This window comes from Actinomadura sp. B10D3 (assembly GCF_039871695.1).
Classification (GTDB): Bacteria; Actinomycetota; Actinomycetes; order Streptosporangiales; family Streptosporangiaceae; genus Spirillospora; species Spirillospora madurae.
In genome coordinates, this window is the sequence record NZ_JBDPLY010000044.1 from 39,419 (window position 1) to 61,015 (window position 21,597).

Consider the following 21,597-nt stretch of genomic DNA (forward strand, 5'->3'; position numbering starts at 1 on the left):
CTCCGGGGCAGGCCCTAGCGGGAGCGCGCGGGCCGTCGCAGGGGGGTGAACACCCAGGTCATCTTCGGCTCCAGTGCCCAGCTCATCGTCCGGACGACGGGCTTGGAGCACAGGAACGTGCCGACCACGAGGGCGCCGGCGATCACGATGAACACCCCGGGGACGGTGTGCATCCAGTCGGCGCCCCACCAGCCGGTGAAGTTCAGGAGACGGGTGACGAACCCGTGCAGCAGGTAGGCGTACAGCGTGTAGGCGCCGAGCTGGGTGAACCAGTGCTCCCGGCGCGGGATCAGGCTGAGGAACGCGGCGACGCACACGATCGCGAAGGCGAACATGGCGAGCCGCATCACGGTGCCGGCGAAGTTGCCGACCCCGAGGTCCTCGTGCGCGTGCTTCCAGTAGATCCAGTTGCGCGACATGTTGTTCATGGCCAGGTACGTCCCGGCGAGGCCGGCGGCGAGCACCACGGCCCCGATCGGCCGCGCGATCGGCTTCTTCAGCAGCTCGAAGTGCACCGGCTTCAGGCAGAGGCCGAGCACGTAGAACGGGAGCAGCCCGAGCACCCGGTGAATGTCGAACGTGCCGCCGATGTCGCTCATGTACGACAGCAGCGCGAACACCAGCGCGACGGCGAGCGGCCAGCGGATCTGCTGCCAGACCGGCGTGGACAGCCGCCACATGAACAGCGCGCACAGGAACCACGTCAGGTAGTACGGGTTCAGCAGGCTGATCTCCAGCTCGTTGCGCCCGGCGAGCCAGTCGTACAGCGAGTAGGCGATCTCGAACACCACGTACGGCACGCCGACGTTGGTGATGAGCTTGCGCGCCTTGCCGCCGGCGAACGTCCAGTTCCGCGAGAAGTAGCCGGTGATCACGATGAACAGCGGCATGTGGAACATGTAGATGAAGATGTACAGGCCCTTGGCCAGCGGGACGTTCAGCAGGTTGGCCAGGGAGTGCCCCGCCACCACCAGCAGGATCGCGAAGTACTTGGCGTTGTCGAAGAACGGGTCGCGCTTCTTGGCGGGCCGCGGCGCCGGCGCGGCGGCGGGAGCCGCGGGGGCGCCGGGAACGGTGGCCGTGGCCGTGGCGGTGGCCGTGGCGGGAACCGCGGCGCCCGCCACGGCGACGCCGGGCACCTCCGCCGCGGGCATCGCCTCTGTGGGCATCGCCTCTTGTGGCATCGTCTCCGCGGGCGGTGCGACGGGGTCGCCGAACGCCGTTGGATCGGTCCGGTGCCCCTCGCCCCCGCTGGGCCTGGTGGTGTAGGTCATACGGCTGTCCGGTCAGGTTCCCTTGCAGATGTCGTCACTGGCGCGGATCTCGCCCTGCTGCTTCGGGATGCCGCCGCCGGAGCTCTTGAGGTTGGTCCAGTTCCGCCCGACGACGAGGTCCACGACGCCGGGCGTGCCGCCCGAGGTGCGCGCGGTCGGCTGCGGCTTGCTGGGGATCAGGGCGGTCAGGGTCTGGGCCTGCTGGTCGGCGCCGGCACCGTACAGCACCTTCGTGGCGGAGGTGGGGGCGGACGCGTTCCCGCCGACCGTGACCTGGAAGCCCTGCGACTCCAGGTCGTCGGCCACCCGGCCGGCCTGGCCGTCGATGCCGCTGCCGTTGAAGACCCGCACCCGCACCTGGCTCGGCGGGATCTTCGAGGCGCCCGGCTTCGGCTCCTTCGGCACCGTCTTGTCGTTGCGGACGGCGGCGAAGAAGGGCGTGGCCGCGTCGGTGAGCGCCACCCGGTTCGGGTCGGCCGGGTCGGGCCCGGACGGGACGGTCACGAACCGCAGCTTGCCGGAGGTCATGCCCTGCATCTCCTGGCCGATGTCCATCATGACCTGCGGCGTCAGCTCCTTGTCGGTGGTGAGCGACTTGGTGACCGCGTTCATCAGCGAGTAGAGCTTGCGCGGGTTGCTCAGCACGCCCGCGCTCATCGCCTTGCTGGCGAGGGCGCCCATGAACTTCTGCTGGCGCTTGATGCGGTCGGTGTCGGAGCCGTCGCCGAGGCCGTGCCGGACGCGCACGTACGCCAGCGCCGTCTCCCCGCTGATCACGTGCTTGCCCTTGCTCAGCCGGAGGCCGGACTTCGGGTCGTTGACGCTCTTCGACAGGCACACCGGGACGCCGCCGACCGCCTTGGTGATGGTCTTGAAGCCGTTGAAGTCGACCTGCATGAAGTGGTCGATCCGGATGTTGGAGAGGCTCTCGATCGTCTTGATGACGCAGGCCGCGCCGCCGTTGGTGAACGCGGAGTTGATCTGCGCGCGGGACTGCGCCGGGATCACCCCGCCGTTGCGGCTCTTGCAGGACGGCATCCGGATCATCAGGTCGCGCGGGAAGCTGATGCCCATCGCCTGGCCGCCGCCGGGCGACAGGTGCAGCAGGATCATCGTGTCCGAGCGCGGCGCCTCGTTCTTCAGCCGCCGGCCGTACTTGGCGTTGGCCCCCGCGCGGGTGTCGGACCCGAGCAGGAGGATGTTCATCGCGTTGTTCAGCTTCTTCGGCCGGTTCGGCCCGAGCTGCGCGTTGACGTCCTCGTGGGAGATGTTGCCGAACGCCTTGCGGTACAGGCCGTAGGCGGTGAGAGAGCCCGCGACCATGACCGCCGACAGTCCGATGCACACCCAACCGAGGATGCGCCAGCCGCGTCGAGGCGCCGGCTGCGGGTCGGCGTCGTCGACGTACTCCATGTACATCGGGTTGCTGTTCATCGGCTCCGAGGTCCGGGGGTCTGGGCGGTTCCCGGGGGTGTGGGGTCGGCCCCCCACGGGGTTGGACCGCTTTCAGGGGTCGTGACGGGACTGGGGCAAGGGAGAGCGTAGGTCAGGGGAGCCGGTACGGGGACCCGGATTCGTCATTCGGTCCGGGCGGACCGGCCACCACCGTCACATGCTCCACGGTCAGGCGACGATCTAGGGTGGCTTTGTCAAAGTTTCGTTGGATTATGACGGAAGCACCTGAGGCTAGTGGTGCGAGAAGGCCGGTCAGTACTCCGTCGAGTGTGGCGAACGACATGTCAACCAGAAGCCGGTCGCGCGCGTCCAGCTCCCATTTCGCGGCGGCCTCCCGGGCTGCGGTCACCAGCCGTCCCGCGGTGAATGTGGCCTTTGTCACATCCAGCGCAGGTGTCTCCGGGGTCACTTCCGGCCCGGCGGTGAACCGGTCCCCGTAGGTGCGGACCTCGGCGGCGTAGTCGGTCACCCCGGGCGGGCACGCGGCGAGCGGACCGCCGAGCGCGTGCAGCGACAGCCCCACGATCTCCTCGGCCCCGCCCGCGAGCACGTCGTCCGCCGTCACCTCGTCCAGCACCTCCTGTGCCGCCGCCACGATGTAAGGGCCGTTCCGGGGGGTGTGGGGGGTCGTCCCCCCACGTTGATAGGGGCCGTTCCGGGGGGTGTGGGGGGTCGTCCCCCCACGTTGATAGGGGCCGTTCCGGGGGGTGTGGGGGGTCGTCCCCCCACGTTGATACGGCCCCGGACCCGTGATCGGTTCGGCCCCGCTTCGTTCGGTGCCCCGCCGGACCTCCTCCGGGTCGAGCGGCGCGACCACCAGCCCGGCCGACCAGCAGGCCATCAGCCACACCGCCGTCTGCCAGTGCGGGGGCAGGACGAGGACGGCGCGGGTCCCCGGCTCGGCCGCGAGCCCGTCCACGAGGAAGTTCGCCGTCTTGGCCACCCAGTTGTCGAACGTCCGCGCGGACAGCTCGACGCGTTCGCCGCTCGCGTCGTCGTAGAACGTGACCAGCGGCCGGGACGGGTCGTCGGCGACCCGCCGCCGCAGCAGCTCCGCGGGCGTGGCCGCCCCGCCGTCGTGTGCGCTCATGGGTCCGAGCGTAGGCGCGCATGATCGCCGGTGCGGCGGCACCTCGCCGGTGCCGCTACGCTCCGCACGGGTGGATGACGGAACTCACGCGAGCGAGCATGGGCGGGGACTATGAACGCGGGCCGGCTGCTCGCCCGGGCCACCGTGGCTCCGGCGCTCCTCGTCGCGGCCTGGCTGGCGGTGTCGCTGCCGCTGCTGCTCGCAGGGGTCTTCCACCCGGTGCCGGCGGTCGCGCTGTTCGTGCCGGTCGCGGCGCTGCTGCTGTGGGCGGGCCTGCGCTCCCGCCCGGGGAGGCCGCACGCGCCGGGCGGCGCGGACCCGTCGCCGCGGTGGCCGGTGTGGACGGTCTTCGCGATCACGGCCGCGTTCCTGGTGCTCCAGGTGGTCATGTGCGCGGAGCAGATCGTCGTCCGCCGCGACCCGGCGTCCTACGTCCAGTTCGCGACCTGGCTTGCGGAGCACGGGTCCCTGCCGATCCCGATGCGGGAGGCGGCGTTCGGCGGCCCGGACGCCGCCCTGCACTTCCAGAGCCCCGCCTTCTACCAGCACGACGGCGCCGTCGTCCCGCAGTTCATGGCGGGGCTGCCGCTGGTGCTGGCGCCCGCCGGGTGGATCGGCGGCACCCACGGGATGCTGCTCATGGCGCCCCTGCTCGGCGCGTGCTGCGTCCTGTCGTTCGCCGGGGTGGTGGCGCGCCTCGTCGGCCCGCGCTGGGCGCCCGCAGGGGCGCTGCTGCTCGCGCTGACGCTGCCGATGCTCTACGTCTCCCGCGGCACCTTCAGCGAGCTGCCCGCGCTCGTGCTGCTCCTGGGCGGCCTGTCGCTGATGGACGACGTCCGCCGAGAGGACGGACGCGCCGCCCACGCGAAGGCGTTCCTCGCCGGGGCCGTGCTCGGGCTGATCGTGCTCGTCCGCATCGACGGGCTGCGGGACGTCCTGCCGGTCCTGGCGTTCGCCGGCCTCCTCATCGCGCACCGCCGGCCGGCCGGGTACTGGACGGCGGCCGGCCTGGTCCTCGGGGCCGGCGCCGGGCTGACCGAGGGGGCCGTGCTGTCCAGGCCGTACCTCTCCTACCTGGGCTCCTCGCTGAAGCCCCTGCTGGCCATCACCGCCGCGGTGATCGTCGCCACGGCGGTCACGGTCGTGCTGCTCCGCCATCCCAGGACGGGCACGTGGCTGCGCCGGACCGGTGCGTCGGTCGCCCGCGGCCGGGTGCCGGGGGCCGCCGCGGTCCTCACCGTCGTCGTCGTGGCGGGCTTCGCCGTCCGGCCGTTCGTGCAGACCGTCCGGCGCGTGCCGGCGACGAAGGACGACGAGATGAACGTCCGGTTCATTGAGACGATCCAGCGGATCCAGCACCTCCCCGTGGACGGCACCCGGCAGTACTCCGAGCTGTCCCTCTACTGGGTCGTCTGGTACATCGGCCTCCCCGCGCTGCTGTTCGCCACCCTGGGCGCGGCGCTGCTGGTACGGCGGCTGCTGCGCGGGCGGTCCCCGGAGTGGCTGCTGCCCTACGCGATGATCGTCTGGACGACCGCGCAGGTGCTGATCCGGCCCGGGATCACGCCCGACCATCCGTGGGCGTCCCGGCGGCTGATCGGCCTGGTCATCCCCGGGCTGCTGCTGTTCACCGTGTTCGCGTGCGCGTGGACGGTCAAGCGCGTCCGGCGGCTCGGGTACGGCCCGGAGGTGGTGCGGGCGGGCACCGTCACCGGCGTCGCGCTGATGCTCGTGCCCGTCCTCATCACGTCCGGCGGCTTCCTGGTGACCCGCACCGAGCAGCACGAGGTCGCGGCCGTGGACGGCCTGTGCCGCGAGCTGGGCCCGCGCGCCTCGGTGGTGATGGTCGAGCAGTCCACCGCCGACCGGTTCCTCCAGGTCGTGCGGGGGATGTGCGGGCTGCCCGCCGCACGCACCGGCGGCGCGACCACGCCCGGCGACGTCCAGCGTGTCGCAGGCAAGGTGCGGGCCGCCGGCCGGAGTCCGGTGATCATGGCGGCGACGCGGGAGCAGGTCGCCCGGTACGGGCCGCCGCGCCGGGTCCTGCACGTGCGGACCCGGCAGGACGGGCGCACCCTCACCGAGCCGCCCGGCGGGACGTGGGGCCTGTCCATGGACGTCTGGATCGCCGAGCCCGCACGGCCGTAGATGCCTCCCCGGTGCGCGGGGGCGAGTATCCTCGCGCTGCGTGAGCACCCAGTCTGCCGAGCCGAAGCCCGCGCACGCGCCGGAGCCGCCGCCGGATCCCGCGCCCGCGCCCGCGGCCGTTCCCGAGGCCGTCGAACCGCCGTCCGGGCCCGTCCACGTCACGATCGTCCTGCCCTGCTACAACGAGCAGGACCACGTGATCGACGAGGTCGAGCGCATCTGCAAGGCGATGGACGCCAGCGGCAAGACCTACGAGCTGCTGGCCGTCGACGACTGCTCGACCGACGAGACGCTCGCCCGGCTGCGGGAGGCGGAGCCGCGGTTCCCGAACATGCGGATCCTCGCGTTCCAGCACAACAGCGGGTCGGGCACCGTCCGGCGGATCGGCTCGCAGCAGGCGCGCGGCGAGATCGTGGTGTGGACCGACGCCGACATGTCCTACCCGAACGAGCGGATCCCCGAGCTGATCGACGTCCTCGACACCGACCCGGCCGTCGACCAGGTCGTCGGGGCGCGCACGTCCGAGGAGGGGACGCACAAGGCGCTGCGGGTGCCCGCCAAGTGGTTCATCCGCAAGGTCGCCGAGCGGCTCACCAACACCAAGATCCCCGACCTGAACTCGGGGCTGCGGGCGTTCCGCCGCGAGGTGTCGCTGCCCTACCTGCGGCTGCTGCCGCCCGGGTTCTCCTGCGTCACCACGATCACGATCGCGTTCCTGTCGAACCAGCACCCGGTCCGGTACATGCCGATCGACTACGCCAAGCGGGCCGGCAAGTCGAAGTTCCACTTCACCAAGGACGCCTACCGCTACATCCTGCAGGTGCTGCGGATGGTGATGTACTTCAACCCGCTCAAGGTGCTGATGCCGCCCGCGCTGTGGCTGATCGTCATCGGGCTGCTCAAGGGCGTGTTCGACATGGTGGTGCACTTCGGCTACTTCGCCAACAACACCATCATGATCTTCGTGACCGGGTTGATCATCGCGTCGCTGGCGCTGCTCGCCGACCTGATCGTCCGATCGCGCGGCGACGTCTAGCGGGATGCGGATCGCGATCGTCGGGCCGGCGTTCCCCTACAAGGGCGGCGGTGCCCGGCACACCACCGAGCTGGCGCACCGGCTGGCGGCGGCCGGGCACGACGTCGTCATCGAGTCGTGGCGGGCCCAGTACCCGTCCTTTCTGTACCCGGGGCAGCAGACGATCTCCGAGCCGGAGGGGGAGCCGTTCCCCGGCACGCGGCGGCGCCTCGACTGGCGGCGCCCGGACGGCTGGTGGCGCACCGGCCGCGCGCTGCGCTCGTACGACCTGGTCGTCCTGGTGGTGCTGAGCACCGTCCAGGTGCCCTCTTACCTGGGGATCCTCGCCGGCCTTGGACGCGGTGCCAAAAAGGTCCCGGGGGGTTTGGGGGGTCGTCCCCCCTCGAAAAGCAGGGTGGTGGCGTTGTGCCACAACGTGCTGCCGCACGAGCGCAAGGCCTATGACGAGCCGCTGATGAGGCGGCTGCTGCGGAAGGTGGACGGCGTCCTCGTCCACACCGAGGCGCAGGCGGATCTGGCGCGGATGCTCACCCGCCGCCCGGTGCGCGTCGCCGAGATGGCCGCGCATCTGCCGTCGGCCGGTGCCGCGGCGTCCGGCGACGAGAAGGTGCGCCGGCGCCTGCTGTTCTTCGGGATCGTCCGCCCGTACAAGGGGCTGGACGTCCTCCTGCGCGCATTGGCGGAGGGTCCGAGCGACGTCGGGCTCACCGTCGCGGGCGAGTTCTGGGGCGGTCTGGAAGAGACCCGCGAGCTGATCCGGTCACTGGACCTGGCGTCGCGGGTGGAGCTACAGCCCGGGTACGTCCCGGCCGCCGACATCCCCGGGCTGTTCGCCGCCGCCGACGCGCTCGTCATGCCCTACCGGTCGGCGACCTCGTCGCAGAACGTGTGGATGGCCTACGAGCACGGCCTGCCGGTGATCGCCACCGATGTGGGCGGGTTCGCCGAGCAGATCCGCGACGGCGTGGACGGACTGATCTGCGCGCCGGACGACGTGGCGTCGCTCGCCGCCGCCGTCCGCCGCTTCTATGAACCGGGGGAGCCGGAACGTCTGCGTTCCGGCGTCCGCCCGGTCGACCACGGCCCGGTCTGGGCCGCATACCTGGACATCCTCACCGGCGACGCGCTCACAGGTGCGGTTCGAGCACCTTGAGCAGGGCCCGCTTGGGCTTGGCGCCGACGATCTGCTCCACGACCTCGCCGTTCTTGAGGAGCAGCAGGGTCGGCAGGCCCATCACGCCGTACTTGTTCGGCGTCTCCGGGTTCGCGTCGTAGTCGATCTTCGCGATCTTGATCTTGCCTTCCTGCTCCTCGGCGATCTGCTCCAGCACCGGAGCGATCATGCGGCACGGTCCGCACCAGTCGGCCCAGAAGTCGACCAGCACGGGGGTGTCGCTGTTGAGGACCTCGTCCGCGAACGTCGCGTCGGTCACGGTGATCGGGGCCGTCACGGTCCCTCCTTCGTCGGGTGTGTACCCGTCACAAGCTCCTTGGACGGCCGTTCATTCCCGGCGGCCGGCGCCGTACGCCCGAGCAGCAGCGCCACCCCCGCGTTGATCAGGTCGGCGGCGGTCAGCAGCACCCGGGACGCGATCGCGACCACGACCGGCGCGCCCGCCGGGAGCACCGGCGTGAGGACGACGGTCAGCGCCGCCTCCCGCGCCCCGATGCCGCCCGGCGCGATGAAGACCAGGAAGCCCGCGACGAACGCCAGCGCGTACGCCCCGGTCGCGACGAACGGCAGGCCCGTGCCCTCGCCGCCCACGGCCATGCACAGCAGCCAGGTGTGGACGCCGAACAGGGCCCAGCCGAGGACCGTCCAGCCGATGGCCCGCAGGGTGACGCCGAGGCTCACCGGGTGCTCCAGCGGGGGCCGCCGGATGAGCGAGAGCATCACGCCGAGCGCCCACGTCACGACCTTCGGATGCAGCAGCGCCAGCAGGACCGGCGCCAGCAGGAACAGGTACCAGTACCGGTCGCGGGCCGCCTCGGACGTCAGCGGCAGCGTCACCGCGGCGACGGCCAGCCCGCAGGACGTGGACGTCGCGACCGCCAGCATCGTCGACCCGAAGCTGCGCTCGGGCGGCACCTTGTGCTCGCGCGTCATCTCGATCTGCGTGACCAGCGCCCACACCTTGCCCGGCACGTACTTGCCGAGCTGGGAGATGCCGGAGATCCGGAAGATCGCCCGGACCGGCAGCGGCGAGCCGAGCCCGCCGAGGAACTCCCGCCAGCCGAGCATCCAGACGAAGAGCCCCGCCAGGCCCGCGGCGAGCGCGCCGGCGAGCGCGGCCCACGACATCTGCCGGAACGCGTCCACCGTCGCGTCCCACTGCGACGCCACGCTGTAGCCGCAGAACGCCAGCGCGAGCAGCACCAGGAACACGCGCAGCGCGCGGACGGCGACGACCTTCATCTTCACGCGCCCAGCGTAGGCGAACGTGGCGTCGCAGCCGTCCGGGCGGCCTAGAGTTGGGGTGCGATGAAGATTTCGGATGTGGTCGCCTTCATGGGGCACCAGGTGCACGTGTGCCGGTACCGCGAGGCGGGGACGCTGCTCGGCTGGATGGGAAGCGACCTGCGCGGCAAGCGGGTCCTCGACGTCGCCGGCGGCGACGGCTACTGGGCCGGCCGCGCGCGCAGGCGCGGGGCCGAGGCGGTGTCGATCGACCTCGCCCGCGGGAAGATGGTCTACGGCCGGACGCTCGCGCACGCGCCCGCGCTGATCGAGTGCGACGCGCTCCGGCTCCCGTTCGCGGACGGCGCGTTCGACGCGATCCTGTCCGTCTGCGCGATCGAGCACTTCGACGACGGCGGGAAGTCGCTGGACGAGATGGCGCGAGTACTGAAGCCCGGCGGTGAGATCTTCATGTCCGCCGACGTGCTGAGCCGCGCCGACGCGTGGCCGAAGCTGCGGGACGCCCACAGGTCCAAGTATCACGTGCAGCACACGTACACGCACGACAGCCTGCGCAAGCTGATGGACGAGCGGGGCCTCGACCTCGTCCAGCACAGCTACCAGTTCCGGACCGCCGCCACCGAGCGCCTGTACCTGTCGCTGTCCACCTACGGCGGCAAGGTCGGCTTCAACGCGGCGGCGCCGCTGACGCCGCTCGTCGCCTTGGCCGACCGCAAGGCACCGAACGAGCGCGGGAGCATCGTCCTCGTGCGCGCGCGTAAGAGATAGGTGGGTGGGGAGGGCTCCCACCGTGAATCGCGTGGAACCGGATCCGGCGGGCGTGCGCCCGGCGGGCGTAGGCTCGAAGAGTAAAAAGTGATCTACGCCACCGCGCTGGATGGGGGAGTGGACCGTGGCGCCTCGGATTCTGCTTGACGCCACCGCCGTGCCGGCCGACCGCGGCGGGCTCGGACGGTACGTCGATGGGCTGCTGTGCGCATTGCACGCGCAGGGGGCCGATCTCGCCGTCGCCTGCCAGCGCGCGGACGCGAAACGGTACGAGGGACTCGTCCCGGGCGCCCAGGTGGTGGCCGGCCCGGCGACGCTGTCGCACCGGGCCACCCGCCTCGCCTGGGAGCAGTCGGGCCTGCCGCACGTGGCCGAACGCGTCGGCGCGGACGTCATCCACCTGCCGACCTACACGATGCCGGTGGGCGTGACCCTGCCCACCGTGGTGACGATCCACGACGTGACGCTGTTCGCCGAGCCGGAGCTGCACGACCCGGTGCGCACGTCCTACATCAAGTCGGCGACGCGGTCCGCCGCCCGCCGCGCGACCCGGCTGATCGCACCGTCCCGCGCGACCCGCGACGAGCTGGTCCGCATCCTCGGCGCCGACCCGTCCCACATCGACGTGGCCTACCACGGCGTCGACCACGAGGTGTTCCACCGGCCGTCCGAGGCGGAGATCAAGCACGTCTCCGACCGCCTCGGCCTGCACGGCCGCCCCTACGTCGCCTACCTGGGGGCGCTGGAGCCGCGCAAGAACGTCCCGAGCCTGATCCGCGGCTGGGTGCAGGCCTGCGCCGACCGCCCGGACGCCCCGGCGCTCGTCCTCGCGGGCGGGGGCGGCTGGGACGACGAGGTCGACGCGGCCCTCGCCACCGTCCCCCTGAACCTGCGCGTCCTGCGTCCCGGCTACCTGCCCTGGTCGGCGCTGCCCGGCTTCTTCGGCGGCGCCCTGGTCGTCGCCCTCCCGAGCCGCGGCGAGGGCTTCGGGCTGCCGGTCCTGGAGGCGATGTCCTGCGGCGCGCCCGTCCTCACCACCCACCGCGGGCCCCTCCCGGAGGTCGGCGGCGACGCGGTCGCCTACACCGAGCCCGACCCGGCCGGCATCGCCGACGCCCTCACCGCCCTGATGGACGATCCGCCCCGCCGCGCCGAGCTGGCGGAAGCGGCCCACGCCCGCGCGCAGAAGTTCTCCTGGCCGGCGTCCGCCGAAGCGCACCTGGCCTCCTACCAGCGCGCAGTGGACCAGTACACGGCCACCCGCACCCACTAGGCTCGCTCCCACCAGGCCTGTGGTGGAGAAAGGAACCGAGTGGAAGCGATCCTTCTGGTCGGCGGCCAGGGCACCCGCCTGCGCCCCCTGACCATCTCCACCCCGAAGCCGCTCCTGCCGACGGCCGGGGTCGCGTTCCTCGCGCACCAGCTGGCCCGCGCGCACGCGTCGGGGGTCGAGCGCATCGTGTTCGCCACCTCCTACCGCGCCGAGATGTTCGAGGCGGCGTTCGGGTCGCACGCCCACGGCGTCGACCTCGCCTACGTCAGCGAGGACGAGCCGCTCGGCACCGGCGGCGCCATCCGCAACGCGTCCCGCGCCCTGACCTGCGGCCCGGACGACCCGGTGCTGATCCTGAACGGCGACATCCTGTCCGGCCACGACGTCCGCGCCCAGGTCAAGCTGCACGAGGAGGCCGGGGCGGCGGTCACGCTCCACCTCACGGAGGTCGACGACCCGTCCCGGTTCGGCTGCGTGCCCACGTCCGCCGACGGGCGCGTCACCGCGTTCCTGGAGAAGACGCCGCACCCGGTGACGAACCAGATCAACGCGGGCTGCTACGTGTTCCGCCGCTCGGCCATCGACACGATCCCCGAGGACGAGGTCGTCTCCGTCGAGCGCGAGACGTTCCCGTCGCTGATCGCGTCCGGCGCGGTCGTGATGGGCCACGTGGAGTCGGGGTACTGGCTGGACGTCGGCACCCCGGAGGCCTTCGTGCGGGGGTCGCGCGACCTCGTCCTCGGAGCTCTGGAGTCCCCGGCGATGCCCGGCGATCCGGGCGAGCGCCTCACGCTCCCGGGCTCCCGCGTCGCGGCGGGCGCGGTCGTCCGCGGCGGCACCACCGTCGGCCGGGGCGCCGTGGTCGAGGCCGGCGCCACCGTGCTCGGCAGCGTCCTGCTGGAGAACGCGTTCGTCGCCGAGGGCGCCACGGTCCGCGACTCGGTCCTCAGCCGCCGCGCGCGTGTGGGCCCCGGCGCCGTCCTGGACGGCGTCGTCCTCGGCGACGGCGCCGTGGTGGGCCCCGGCAACGAGCTGCGCCCCGGGTTGCGGGTCTGGCCGGGCATCGAACTCCCCCCGACCGCGATCCGCTTCTCCGCCGACGCCTGATTCTCCATCCGGTGAGGTCGAACGCGCGATGCGCCAGCATCTGGATGTACGGGTCGGTGTGGGCCGTCCGCACGCTGACGAGGGTCCTATGGGCGGACGAGCGCTCGCGCAAGCATGGTCGAAAGCACATCCCGGCCGCTCACGGGGCAGTTTGCCAGAGGGTGGCACACTGGGGCGCGGCAGCGCGCAGTGCGGACGGTCGAGCGGAGGGTGGGTGGTCGGTGGCTCCGGTGCCGTCCGGTACGCCCGCCGCCCGTGCGGCCGGGGAGAAGACCGCTGGGCGTCTCCCCGGCCGGGTCCGGGAGTGGCGGCCGCCGTGGGTGCTCGATCTCGCGGACGTGCTGTCGCCGCATCGGCGAGGGTCCCGCGATCCGGCGTTCCGGGTGGAGCGGGACGGGTCGTTCTGGCGGGCGTCCCACACACCCGACGGTCCCGGGACGCTGCGGCTCCGGTTGGCCGGCGACGTCGTCGAGGCGACGGGGTGGGGGCCCGGGGCCGACTGGTTGCTGGACGGGGTTCCCGAGCTGCTCGGGGCCGATGACGACCTGGACGGGTTCGTCGCGCGGCATGACGTCGTCCGGGACCAGGTGCTGAGGCGGCCCGGCCTACGGATCGGACGGACGCGGCGTGTGTTCGAGGCGCTCGTCCCTGCCGTGATGGAGCAGAAGGTGCTCGGGCAGGAGGCGTGGCGGGCCTGGGGGTACCTGCTCCGGAAGTTCGGGGAGCCGGCGCCGGGGGCGCCGCACATGCGGGTCCCGCCGCCGCCCGAGGTGTGGGTCCGGATTCCCTCGTGGGAGTGGCACCGGTCGGGGCTGGAGGCCGTCCGCGCCCGGACGATCATCGGGGCGGCGCGGGTGGCGCGGCGGCTGGAGGAGGAGCCGAGCGAGCGGCGGCTGCGGTCGCTGCCCGGCATCGGGGTCTGGACGGCCGCCGAGGTCCGGCAGCGGGCGGCCGGCGATCCCGACGCCGTCTCCGTCGGCGACTACCACCTGCCCGGCCTGGTGGGCTGGGCGCTGGCCGGCCGCAAGGTCGACGACGCCGGGATGCTCGAACTGCTGGAGCCCTACGCCGGTCATCGGTACCGGGTCACCCGGCTGCTGGAATCGTCCGGGATGCACCCGCCGAGGCGCGGCCCCCGTTTGGCCGTCCGGGACTATCGCTCGTTCTGACCGGGTCCGCGTCGGTGCGGCGGCGCAGCCAGAAGTTGTTCGGGGTCCAGTCGAGGCCGTCCCTGCTGTCGGCGCCGAACAGGGGGCCGAGGCCGGCGAGGGCGATGATGATGCCGAGCACGTACAGCATGGCTACTTCTTTCCTGGGATCGCTGTGGAGGCGTTCCCGCGCGGGGCGATCGGTGGAGCCGGGGTGTCCGTCCCTTCCCGTCGCACCTACAGTTTGACTCCGTCCAACGTGTAGGTCCAGCGACGGTTTCTGTAGGGATTGTGTAAGAATCACTTCACTATGTTGGATCTCGGGCGGTTGCGGGTGCTCCGCGAACTCAAGCTGCGCGGGACGCTCGCGGCCGTCGCCGACGCGCTCGGCTACACCCCGTCGGCCGTGTCGCAGCAGCTCGCGCAGTTACAGCGGGACGTCGGCGTCCCGGTGGTCGAGCGGGCCGGGCGGCGGCTGCGGCTGACGGAGGCGGGCGAGGTGCTCGCCGAGCGGGAGGAGGGCATCGTCGTCCGGGACATCGCCGACGCCCCGGTCGACCGCCGCATGGTGCCGTGGACGCGCGTCGGATGGCGGTGAACGCGGCCCGGTCGGATCCGGCGCCGGTTCCACACAGCAGGCCGTGGCCGCGGTCGGCCGCGAGCAGAAAGGTCTTCTCGCCGTCGGTGAGGTCGAATGCGTCGGCGATGTGGTCGATGGCCTGGGGTGCTTGGCGGAGCAGGATTTGGGTGGCGGAGTTGGCGATCACCGCCCGCCCCAGATCGGTGGAGAGGAGGTCTCCGGCGTCCTGGGTGACCACGGCGAGGCCGGCCCAGTGCTTGCGGGCTGACTTGGCCAGCCGGTACAGGAACCGGGCGCCCTCGTCGTCGCGCATGAGCGTCCAGGCCTCGTCGACCACGATCAGGCGGCGGCGCCGCTCGGTGAGGTTGGCGACGGCGCGCCAGATCGCGTCCAGAGCGAGCAGCATCCCGACGTTGCGGACCTCGTCGGGCAGGTCGCGCAGTGAGAAGACGACCAGGTGCCCGGACGCGCGGGTGGTGGTCGGCCCGGCGAACAGGCTCCGGTAAAAGCCAGCGGTGTATGGGGCGAGCCGCGCCGCAAGATCAGCGGCGGTTCCCGCCTCCGGCGCGTCCGATTGGGCGATGGTGTCGAGTTGGTTGGTGAGGTCGGCAAGGACGGGGGCGGGACGCGCCCAGGTGCGGGGGTCGGAGCCGATCCCGCGCGCCCGGTAGGCGGCTAGGACCGCCCGGTCCAGCACCGCCCGTGCCGCCGGTGTGAGCGGCTCGGCGAGCATCGCGCTGATGAGGGTCTGCAGGAACAGCGCGCGGCGGATCAGGGTGTCTTCGCCTTGCCCGTCGGGAAGGTCGAAGGGGTTGAAGCAGACGCCGGGCGCGCCGAGCGCGATGCGGGTTCCGGCGACGTGGTCGCACAGCCGCCGGTACTCGTCTTCGGGGTCGATGACGGCGACGTGCACGTCCTGGTACAGCAGCCGCAGGGTTTCGAGTTTGGTGAAGTAGGACTTGCCGGCTCCCGAGCGGGCGAGGGTGACGGAGTTGTAGTTGTCCTGGGCGAACCGGTCCCACACCACCACGCCCGACGAGTAGGCGTTCAGCCCGTACAGCACCGGCGTGTCACCCAGCACCGGCTGCAGGTCGGGTGAGGTGAACGGAAACGCGGCGGCGAGCGCGGCGGTGTCGAACACCCGCCGCGCACCGATCGAATCGGCTCCCAGCGGCAGCGTGGAGGTCCAGCCTTGCAGGGCGCGGAACGTGGTGGGCTGGGCGTCCAGGAGCAGCGACGCGGCCAGCGCCCGCACCCGCTGCACCTCCCCCTCCAGCACACCCGCGTCCGGGGCGTGCACGGTCAGGTACAAACCGACACGGAACAGGCGGCCGTGACCGCGGGCCAGCGAAGCGGCGAGTTCGGCGGCGTCGTCAGCCGCGGCCTCGGCAGCGAAGTCGGCCAGCCGCCCCCTCTGCGCATCGGCGCGCGACGCCGATTCCAGGCGGGCGAGCTGGCGGCGAAGCCGCTGCGCGGCGACAAGCGGCGGGATCGGCTCGATGTGCAGGGAGACATCCAGGCGTCCGGGATAGGTGAGCAGCGGCTCCAGCCAGCCCGCGCCGACCTCCCGCGGGTACCCGGTCACCGCGAACGACGCGCACACTCCGCCCGGCAGCTCCAGCGAGCGGGCGTTGACGCGCAGCGCCGACGGGCCCAGCCCCAGCTCCAGCCCCGAAAGGTCCAGGCCATCTCCACGGCTGTCTTCTGCGAGGCCATCGGCGGGGGCGCCGGTTTGGGGTGTGAGGCCGAGCGTGCGTGAGAGCGCACCAAGTGAATGGCGCATCAGCCCTCCTTCCGGTGAGTGATCACGTCGCCAGGAGTCGCGTTGTCCACAAGAGGGGGCTCACCTGGGGATAGCGATTCGGCCAGAACGGCGGTGGCGCTGTCGGCGTCCAGGACCTCGGCCGGGACGCCGAGTGCGGCCAAGCTCTGCACGGCTTCGGTGGCGCGCCGCAGGGCAACCGCAGCGGCCGAGTTGCGTGCCACCCGGCGTCGTTCGTGCTGCCGCCAGGGCAGGACGGAGGCGGGGGCTGAGGCTGGGATGTGGCCGGTGATGACGATGAGGACCTGCCGGATGAGCAGGTCGTGCGTGCTACCGAGGTCGGTGAGGAACGCGGCGTGCGCATACGCGGCCTGCTCCAGTGCCGGATCGGGTAGGGCGGGTGCGTGGTGGGTGATGTGGTCGGCCAGGCCGGTCAGATCGACCGGGCGGGCCTGGACGAGGATCTGGACAGGGGCATCGAGGGAATTGAGCCAGCGGCCGAACACCGCCACCAGCCCTGCCTGTTCGCCTGGGGTCCGCAACCCGAAGGTCAGGGTGCCGGCGCGGACGATGACGGCGACCTCGCCCCCATCTGACTCCAGCGCCCCGTCCTGGCGGACGGCACGGACCGGCAGCCGCAAGGGCTCGGGTAGACGTCCGCGCATCCGGCACCAGGCCGGCGGTGGCTGCACCGACTCTGCGCCGGTGATGCGCTCTCTGGATCCACGCAGGTGGCGGACGGCGGCAAGGATGTAGCGGTCCAGGTTCATGCCGTCGTGGCGGGCGACTGCCAGCACGACACCAGTCGCCACGACCGGCACCAGCACCGCGATCAGCATCGGGAACGGCACCAGCGGCCCGAAGGTGAGGAAGGCCCACAGGCAGGCCGCGGCGGTACCGGCCAGGATCGCGAGTTGCCTCGCGGTGAGGCCGTAGAGGATCTTGTCGGGCTGGTCGATGTCGGCGGGAATACGTGCCGCATACTGCTCATACGAGCGGTGGTTGGCAGGGCTCACTGGCTTCTCCTGGTCTTGGGCGGGTCGGTCCACAAGGTCAACTGCCGTCGCGGGACAGGGCGTTTGGGCATGCCGGGCAGCATCAGCTGCCATGACCGCACCCGCGCACGCCCACCCGGTACCGCTGGGCTGCCGGGCGTGGGCGGCCGGGGGACGCGGGTCACCGGGACCGGCAACGCCAGCTGCGTCGGCCGACGTGCGGTGGAGGACTTGCCGGCCGGGATCGGCAGTGTCAGCTGCATCGGGTGCCGGATTCCTTGCCCGTCACGGCCGGGTTCGGGTGGTGGGCCTGGCGGCATCGGAATCGCTCCAGAAGGCATCGGAATCGCACCGGCGGGCAGCGCGGGCGGCGGATCGGAAGGGGCGGGCAACCCCGGCGGCATGTGCGAGGTGTCAGCCGCCTCCAGGGGCAGGCGGGACGGACCGGACAGCGCCGACGGCGGCCGGAAGTACCGCCGAGGAGGAAGCGGTGGTGGAGGAGGAGGCGGTGGTGGAAGAGGAGGCGAAGGTGGCGGTGGCGGGTTCCAGAACTTGCGGGGTGTGGGGACGCGGCGGCGCATCAGGGCGCCGAGACCGCGGTAGAGGATGAGGCTTTTGACCATCCCGGTCAGCGCGCTGGGTTGGGCGGCCCGCCAGATGGTGCGGGCGACCCAGGAGGGGACGCGGACCATGAGCCACAGCAGGCACAGCGCCAGCAGCAGATCGATTCCGGTCCCAGAGGCGATCCCGGGAAAGTGAGCGTCGGAGTCGCCGGAGCGGTTGATGTCGGAGAACAGCAGCCGGAATGCGGTAGCCAGGATCAGGGCCTGGCAGACCCCGATGGCCAGCACGCCGGTGATGCTGCGCCACCACAGCCGGGCCAGCCCGTCGGTAATGGGCAGGGCGTGGAACATCAGTGCCACGGGCGCGGCGGCGATCAGCACCATGGTGAGGGCGATCCGGATGATGTAGATGAACGCCACGCACACCGCCAGCACCACCACGCCCAGCCCGATGAAGATCGTGAACGGCTGATTGGGGACCAGGCTCGCGGCAAGGTACGCGGCGATCGCCTTGGCGACCCGGCTCGGGTCGATCGCCTCGGCCCCGGCGCGCAGGAATGCACCCGACAGGCCGTTGGCGAAGGTGATCGCGTACCCGATCAGGATGAGGCTGAGGTTGGAGGCCGCGAACGCACCCACCAGCCGCGCCACCAACTGCCCGGGCGTCAGTTCACTGTCGGGCAGTGAGTGCCCGGCCATCAGCAGCGCCCCGCCGGCGGTGATGAGCAGCACGTAGCAGGTGTTGGCGATGGTCTGCGAGACACCCCACAGGTCCTTGGCGCGGGCCATGTCGGGTGAGTCCAGCGGCGGGGTGCCCAGTACGGTCTGCGACAGCAGGTCGCAGACCGGCTTGGCGGCGCTGGTCACCAGGTCGGCGAACCAGCCGTTCACCGCCTGCTTGGCCATGCAGCCCACGTCCATGAACCCGCACCCCGTCCCCTCCCCACCGCCTGGGTTGTGCGCGCCCGGCGTCGCCGGGGCCGGTGAAGGCATCGGTCCCGCAGGTTGTGACGGGAGCGAAGACTCAGACGGAGCGGCTGGTCGAGGCGACGGTGAGGCCGGTGTAGCAGCGGCCGTGGGAGTCGCCGGCGTCTGGGCGGGCGCCTCAGGTGACGGCGTCGTCGGCCAGGGTGCGGGATCGGCAGCACCCCACACCGGCCCGGCCGCCACGCACAGCGCCATGCCCGCCGTCAGCACCACCAGCAGTGCTACCGCGATCGTGGACGCCGCGGACCCAGACGGCCGAGCGGGCGGGTACGTCGCGGCGGTCACGGCGCGCCGACGATGCCCTGCAGGATCTTGACCAGCAACGGCGCCAGCACCGCGACCGAGTACCCGATCGCGGCATACCGCAGGGTCTTCTTGGCCGCCTCGACCTCGCCTGGGTCGCCGCCGGCCAGCATGTACCGGACCCCGCCGATGGTGGCGAATAGTGTCGCCAACCCCACCAGCAACCCAACGATCACGTTCCGCAGATTGGTGATCACCTCGTCCAGCGAGGCCGCCGCGGCCAGGCTCGTGCCGGCCTCCGCCACGCCGGGCACCAGCAGCGCGGTCACCACGCACCCGGCCGTCCACACCAGCGACGCGGCCACCAACCGCAGCCGCGGCGGTCGAGGGCGAGGTGCCCCGCCCGTGATGGACGGCGGAACCGATGAGGTGGTAGCGGGAGGGCCGGTTCGGTTGCGGCATCGAGTGCTCTCGTCGACGGGCTGATTCGGGGCGGAGCGGCGGATGGTTCGGGACGGGCTGTTGTGGGTGCGCATGGCAGCGTCTCCGGACGGGTTGGCAACGGATGTCGGCTGCCAGCCGGCGATCACCAGGAGCGGTGCGGCCCCGGGGCTACGGGTGTCCTCCTTGAGAACACGAGTGACGGCTTGGGTGCGGCGGGGACCGGGTCGGACGTCGTGCCCACGGGGTCGCGCCGCTCGCCGGTGATCTCGGCTGGCCCCCTTTAAGCACCGCGATCGGGCCCGAAATTGGCCTCGCCGCCGGCAGATATTGCCGAGACTTGACATCGATCGCCGATCAATTCCGTGCCCGCGGACGCGGCTCCGCCTCGGCCCGTCCGCGTGTGAGGCCCTGTGCTCCGCTGCCTGCCGAGCAGAGGCCGGGTCAAGGGGACGGCAGGTGATCTTGACCGAATCATGGGAGAGATGGCAGGCCAAAATCGGGCCTGCCGACGGTGTTTAAGGGGTGCACGGGGATCGGGTGGCCGTCTCGGGTCACCCAGCACATGAACCACACACCGTCCAACCCGAACCACCCGCCCACGACCAACACCGGGCCCGCCAGTCGGCGGCGCATGGTTCCGCTGACCGTCTGGCTGTGCTCAGACGCCCACACCGAGGAACCGGCGGCTCGAACCGGTGCCCGCACCAACCGGTCGATGCCCGGCAGCGGCATCTGCATCCACCACCGCCAAGCCGTGGGCCGCCAGCTGGCACGGCACCTGATCAGCAACTGCACCAGCGAAGGCGACCTGATCACCGAAAGCTTCACCACCAGCGACCGGCCTGGCGGCGACCGTGACGATGACCGTGGTGGTGACCGTGTCGCCGAGGTACTGGCGGGGCTGCAACTCGGGTTGTGCGGCGCGTGCGGCCGCGCCCGTTACGGCTCCCGCCGCCAGGCCCGTCATGCCGCTCGCGTCGGCGCGCCCGGGGTCCGGCTGCGCGCCTACCGGTACCAGTTGGTCGCCCGCGCCCGCGAAACCCTCGACCCCAAACTGCGCGCCAAGGTCAAAGGGCAACGCCTGGTCGGCGCGGCCACCAAGCACCGCATCCGCGCCACCCTGCGCTCAGCGTTGGCCAAGGCGGTCCGTGAGCGCCTCATCGACATCAACGTCGCCGCCCTGGTCGAACTACCCTCGGGCAAAGCACCCAAGGCGCTGGTGTGGACCGAGGAACGCATCAACCAATGGCAGCACGACTTCGCCGCGCACATCGAAACGATGAACGACCGCCGCCGACGCCTGTCCCGGCTCGAGCCCCACAAGCGGATCGGACAGCGCATCAACCGGCTGGACGCCTACATCGGCGCCCCACGCCCGTCGCGGGTCATGGTCTGGACGCCAGCTCTGACCCGAGCGTTCCTGGAGCGGGCCCGCGGGCACCGGCTGTACGCGCAATTTCACCTCATCGCCTTTCGCGGGCTGCGGCGCGGGGAGTCGTGCGGGCTGCGCTGGACCGACCTCGACCTCACAGGTGGCACCGCGACGATTCGGTGGCAGATCACCCAGATCGGCCCCGACACCTTCGAAGTCAAACCCAAGACCGACGCCGGAGAGGCCACCATCAACCTCGACAAAACCACCATCAAGGAACTCCGCGCCCACAAGGTGAGGCAGAACACCGAGCGCCTCACCGCCAGCGCCGCCTGGACCGAGACCGGGTTCGTGTTCACCACACCCACCGGCGGCCCGGTCGACCCCAACGATGTCACCGAGGAGTTCGAGCAACTGTCCATGGAAGCCGGGCTGCCACCGGTGCGGCTGCACGACCTGCGGCACGGCGCCGCCACCTTCCTGCTCGCCGCCGGATACGGCCTCAAAGTCGTCCAGGAGACCCTGCGCCTGTCCTCCCTGGCCATCGCCGCCGACATCTACACCAGCGTCCTACCGCAACTCGCGCGGCAGTCGGCCGAAGACGCCGCCGCCGTCGTCCTGGGCAACCATCGCCCGCGCCGTGGACGACCCGGCGCCAAGGTCACCGAGATACCGCCACCATCGGCTTCAGAGCGCGGAATGGCCGAGGACGGGGGCGAAGCCACCGGACAGGCGGCCAACGCATCGTGACCGGACAGTGACGTTTTCTCACTGACTTTCAGGTGATCCGGCGGTGTTCGAAATGGACTAGGACGAGGGCGGCCCGGACGAGATCGCCGATCCGGCTGGGGCTGAGCGTGATGTGCTGGAGCGTGGTCCAGCGTTCGGTGAGCAGGGCGAAGCCGCGTTCGCCCAGGCTGCGCAGCGCGCGTA

The 21,597-nt window shown here is 71.7% G+C and carries 17 protein-coding genes and 2 pseudogenes; 9 read left to right on the forward strand and 10 right to left on the reverse strand.

The genetic code is table 11. From position 1 onward, the window contains the following. Window positions 1-14: 14 nt before the first annotated feature. The 3 genes from ABGB11_RS39585 to ABGB11_RS39595 all read right to left on the reverse strand — a co-directional run bounded on the left by ABGB11_RS39585 (window position 15) and on the right by ABGB11_RS39595 (window position 3,819). Entirely contained in the window at window positions 15-1,274 is a 1,260-nt protein-coding gene (locus tag ABGB11_RS39585) for an acyltransferase family protein (protein WP_347640679.1), read from the reverse strand. 12 nt (window positions 1,275-1,286) lie between these two features. Then, on the reverse strand, window positions 1,287-2,708 hold the full coding sequence (locus ABGB11_RS39590; protein ID WP_347640680.1) for an LCP family protein: 1,422 nt from the start codon (window positions 2,706-2,708) through the stop codon (window positions 1,287-1,289). A 112-nt stretch (window positions 2,709-2,820) separates the two neighbouring features. Beyond that, complete coding sequence (locus ABGB11_RS39595) at window positions 2,821-3,819, reverse strand: TIGR03089 family protein (protein ID WP_347640681.1); 999 nt, start codon at window positions 3,817-3,819, stop codon at window positions 2,821-2,823. A 111-nt stretch (window positions 3,820-3,930) separates the two neighbouring features. Here ABGB11_RS39595 and ABGB11_RS39600 point away from each other — a divergent pair, with 111 nt between their 5' ends. Genes ABGB11_RS39600 through ABGB11_RS39610 form a run of 3 tightly spaced genes read left to right on the forward strand, consistent with a single transcriptional unit; the run spans window position 3,931 to window position 8,156 of the window. Further along, window positions 3,931-5,967 carry a hypothetical protein gene (locus ABGB11_RS39600; protein ID WP_347640682.1) on the forward strand — a complete coding sequence of 679 codons (2,037 nt, stop codon included), beginning with the start codon at window positions 3,931-3,933 and terminating at the stop codon, window positions 5,965-5,967. A gap of 40 nt (window positions 5,968-6,007) precedes the next feature. Beyond that, window positions 6,008-7,003: a glycosyltransferase family 2 protein gene (locus ABGB11_RS39605; RefSeq protein WP_347640683.1), complete on the forward strand. Its 996-nt coding sequence runs from the start codon at window positions 6,008-6,010 to the stop codon at window positions 7,001-7,003. Between the two features lie 4 nt (window positions 7,004-7,007). Continuing rightward, a complete protein-coding gene (locus tag ABGB11_RS39610) occupies window positions 7,008-8,156 on the forward strand; it encodes a glycosyltransferase family 4 protein (protein ID WP_347640684.1) in 1,149 nt (382 codons plus the stop codon). On the opposite strand, the gene trxA is transcribed toward ABGB11_RS39610, so the two are convergent. Both trxA and ABGB11_RS39620 read right to left on the reverse strand, forming a co-directional pair. Next, a complete protein-coding gene (trxA, locus tag ABGB11_RS39615; RefSeq protein WP_347640686.1) occupies window positions 8,131-8,454 on the reverse strand; it encodes a thioredoxin in 324 nt (107 codons plus the stop codon). The genes ABGB11_RS39610 and trxA overlap by 26 nt on opposite strands. Further along, a complete protein-coding gene (locus ABGB11_RS39620) occupies window positions 8,451-9,419 on the reverse strand; it encodes a lysylphosphatidylglycerol synthase domain-containing protein (protein ID WP_347640701.1) in 969 nt (322 codons plus the stop codon). The genes trxA and ABGB11_RS39620 overlap by 4 nt, the downstream gene beginning before the upstream one ends. 66 nt (window positions 9,420-9,485) lie before the next feature. Between ABGB11_RS39620 and ABGB11_RS39625 the strand changes: the two genes are divergently transcribed. From ABGB11_RS39625 to ABGB11_RS39645, 5 genes are all read left to right on the forward strand, one after another. After that, entirely contained in the window at window positions 9,486-10,190 is a 705-nt protein-coding gene (locus tag ABGB11_RS39625; protein ID WP_347640687.1) for a class I SAM-dependent methyltransferase, read from the forward strand. Window positions 10,191-10,314: 124 nt separating this feature from the next. Further along, window positions 10,315-11,463 (forward strand): glycosyltransferase family 1 protein, encoded by a 1,149-nt coding sequence (locus ABGB11_RS39630; RefSeq protein WP_347640688.1) that lies wholly within the window; start codon window positions 10,315-10,317, stop codon window positions 11,461-11,463. A gap of 39 nt (window positions 11,464-11,502) precedes the next feature. Continuing rightward, window positions 11,503-12,570 (forward strand): NDP-sugar synthase, encoded by a 1,068-nt coding sequence (locus ABGB11_RS39635; protein ID WP_347640689.1) that lies wholly within the window; start codon window positions 11,503-11,505, stop codon window positions 12,568-12,570. Window positions 12,571-12,791: 221 nt separating this feature from the next. Further along, entirely contained in the window at window positions 12,792-13,739 is a 948-nt protein-coding gene (locus tag ABGB11_RS39640) for a DNA-3-methyladenine glycosylase 2 family protein (protein ID WP_347640690.1), read from the forward strand. A 289-nt stretch (window positions 13,740-14,028) separates the two neighbouring features. Further along, entirely contained in the window at window positions 14,029-14,316 is a 288-nt protein-coding gene (locus ABGB11_RS39645; protein WP_347640691.1) for a LysR family transcriptional regulator, read from the forward strand. A gap of 61 nt (window positions 14,317-14,377) precedes the next feature. Here ABGB11_RS39645 and ABGB11_RS39650 read toward each other — a convergent pair. The 4 genes and pseudogenes from ABGB11_RS39650 to ABGB11_RS39665 all read right to left on the reverse strand — a co-directional run. Continuing rightward, window positions 14,378-16,081: pseudogene (locus ABGB11_RS39650) on the reverse strand (conjugal transfer protein TraC); the annotation flags it as partial. Further along, a complete protein-coding gene (locus ABGB11_RS39655) occupies window positions 16,081-17,076 on the reverse strand; it encodes a PrgI family protein (RefSeq protein WP_347640692.1) in 996 nt (331 codons plus the stop codon). The gene ABGB11_RS39655 and the pseudogene ABGB11_RS39650, both read right to left, overlap by 1 nt. Further along, on the reverse strand, window positions 17,073-18,539 hold the full coding sequence (locus ABGB11_RS39660; RefSeq protein WP_347640693.1) for a hypothetical protein: 1,467 nt from the start codon (window positions 18,537-18,539) through the stop codon (window positions 17,073-17,075). The genes ABGB11_RS39655 and ABGB11_RS39660 overlap by 4 nt, the downstream gene beginning before the upstream one ends. Window positions 18,540-18,886: 347 nt before the next feature. After that, window positions 18,887-19,213 (reverse strand): pilin, encoded by a 327-nt coding sequence (locus ABGB11_RS39665; protein ID WP_347640695.1) that lies wholly within the window; start codon window positions 19,211-19,213, stop codon window positions 18,887-18,889. A gap of 710 nt (window positions 19,214-19,923) precedes the next feature. Between ABGB11_RS39665 and ABGB11_RS39670 the strand changes: the two genes are divergently transcribed. Continuing rightward, window positions 19,924-21,414, forward strand: a complete 1,491-nt coding sequence (locus ABGB11_RS39670; protein ID WP_347640696.1) for a tyrosine-type recombinase/integrase — start codon at window positions 19,924-19,926, stop codon at window positions 21,412-21,414. Between the two features lie 28 nt (window positions 21,415-21,442). Here ABGB11_RS39670 and ABGB11_RS39675 read toward each other — a convergent pair. Continuing rightward, a pseudogene (locus ABGB11_RS39675) lies at window positions 21,443-21,597 on the reverse strand (IS5/IS1182 family transposase); the annotation flags it as partial.